Source organism: Arthrobacter sp. H20 (assembly GCF_000520515.1).
Lineage (GTDB): Bacteria > Actinomycetota > Actinomycetes > Actinomycetales > Micrococcaceae > Arthrobacter_D.
This window is the reverse complement of the sequence record NZ_KI914717.1, coordinates 69,184-71,071: the sequence shown is the minus strand read 5'-3', so window position 1 is coordinate 71,071 and position 1,888 is coordinate 69,184. Positions and strand designations below refer to the sequence as shown.

Genomic DNA, 1,888 nt, shown 5'->3' with positions numbered 1-1,888 from the left:
CCGCACTGAGTATTACGGGGTCACCACAGCCCGGAAAGTCACAGCGGCATCGGCACGCTGGGACGGCGAGGATCTGGGAGCAATCGCCCAGTTGACCCCTCCGGTGCGGTTCGGATTCAGCTCCGCCCCGGCAACGCCGATGCTGGTCACCGTGGTGACCAGCATCAAGCGCCCATCCGTGTAACTACCAAACGTCCTAGCTGCCGAGCTGCTTGCTGGCTTCCGGGTCTGATTCACCGAGGAACTTGGCGATCCGCTCAGCCTCGTCAATTTCGCCGATGGAGGCCGCTGCCCTGCCCAGCGCATACAGCGAGCGAAGGAACCCACGGTTGGGCTCATGCGAGTACGGAACGGGTCCGGTGCCGCGCCAGCCGTTTCGGCGCAGCGCGTCAAGGCCGCGGTGGTAGCCGGTACGGGCGTACGCGTAGGACTCGATGGTGCGCCCCTCAGCGTAAGCCTCGTCCGCGAGGATGGCCCACACAAGCGACGACGTCGGATACTTGGCCGCGAGGTCTACCGCCTCGTCACCGGCATCGATCCGTGCGCCCAGGTCCGTCTCCTCAGGGAGCAGTGTGGGTTCGGGGCCGAGAAGATTTCGACGGAACTCGTCCGACATCCTAGAGCTTCTTTCCGGCGGAACCCAGTGATGCGGCCGCCTCGACCACACGGGCGGCTAGGCCTGCCTCGGCTGCCGCGCCCCACACCCGTGGGTCATAGACCTTCTTGTTGCCTACTTCGTTGTCAACCTTCAGCACGCCGTCGTAGTTCTTCAGCATGTGGTCGGCCACTGGGCGGGTGAACGCGTACTGGGTGTCAGTGTCGATGTTCATTTTAATGACACCGAAGGAGACTGCGTCCGAGATTTCCTGAGCCGAGGAGCCGGACCCGCCGTGGAATACCAGGTCAAAGGGCTTGTCCTTCCCCAGCTTCGCGCCGATCTGGTCCTGGATGTCCTTGAGGATCTCGGGGCGCAGCTTCACACCGCCGGGCTTGTACACGCCGTGCACGTTACCGAAGGTCAGAGCCGTCAGGTAGCGGCCGTGCTCGCCCGAGCCCAGTGCTTCAACTGTGGCGAGCGCGTCTTCAACAGTGGTGTAGAGCTTGTCGTTGATAGCATTTTCCACCCCGTCCTCTTCGCCGCCGACGGTGCCAATCTCTACCTCAAGGATGATCTTCGCAGCTGCCGCGCGGGGCAGGATGTCCTTGGCGATCCGCAGGTTCTCTTCGAGGGTTTCGGCTGAACCGTCCCACATATGCGACTGGAACAACGGGTTACCGCCGCGCTTGACTGCCTCCTCCGACGCCGCCAGAAGGGGAAGAACAAACGCGTCAAGCTTGTCCTTGGGGCAGTGATCGGTGTGCAGGGCGATGTTGACGTCGTACTTCTTCGCCACCTCGTGCGCGAACGCAGCGAACCCAAGGGAACCAACCACCATGTCTTTGACCGACGCGCCGGACCAGTAAGCCGCTCCGCCGGTGGACACCTGCACGATGCCGTCCGAGCCGGCTTCAGCGAACCCACGCATCGCCGCGTTGAGGGTCTGGGAGGAAGTCACGTTCACGGCCGGATACGCGAAGCCCCCGGCCTTGGCACGGTCGATCATTTCTGAATAGATCTCAGGTGTTGCGATAGGCATAAGGACTCCTTTGTGGAATGCGTGCTAAACAGGCGGGCTGGATAACGGACCGCTCAATCCATCCTATTCGACTGCTCGATCCGCAGAAACGGCCCTCACGCCAAGGATTGCCGCTTCCTCCCGGCAGCCCTGACCCTGGGGGCAGTATCTGGGCAGCTGGTTTCAGCCCTGGCCCTAGACGCCCTGGCCAAAGACGTGCCGACGGACCCACCCGTGCATGGCGATCGCGGCGGCGGCCGACGCGTTGATGG

2 protein-coding genes and 1 pseudogene are annotated in these 1,888 nt (G+C 63.1%); 1 reads left to right on the top strand and 2 read right to left on the bottom strand.

All coding sequences use genetic code 11. The features are described from left to right. Positions 1–184, top strand: a pseudogene (locus Y703_RS22310) (hypothetical protein); the annotation flags it as partial. Between the two features lie 12 nt (positions 185–196). On the opposite strand, the gene Y703_RS0105275 reads toward Y703_RS22310, so the two are convergent. Next, positions 197–616, bottom strand: coding sequence for a DUF3151 domain-containing protein (locus Y703_RS0105275; RefSeq protein ID WP_026551872.1), 420 nt, complete (start codon positions 614–616; stop codon positions 197–199). A 1-nt stretch (position 617) separates the two neighbouring features. Then, the gene (gene fbaA / locus Y703_RS0105270) at positions 618–1,637 is read right to left on the bottom strand and encodes a class II fructose-bisphosphate aldolase (RefSeq protein ID WP_026551871.1); all 1,020 of its coding nucleotides are present in this window, start codon (positions 1,635–1,637) and stop codon (positions 618–620) included. Between the last annotated feature and the right edge of the window lie 251 nt (positions 1,638–1,888).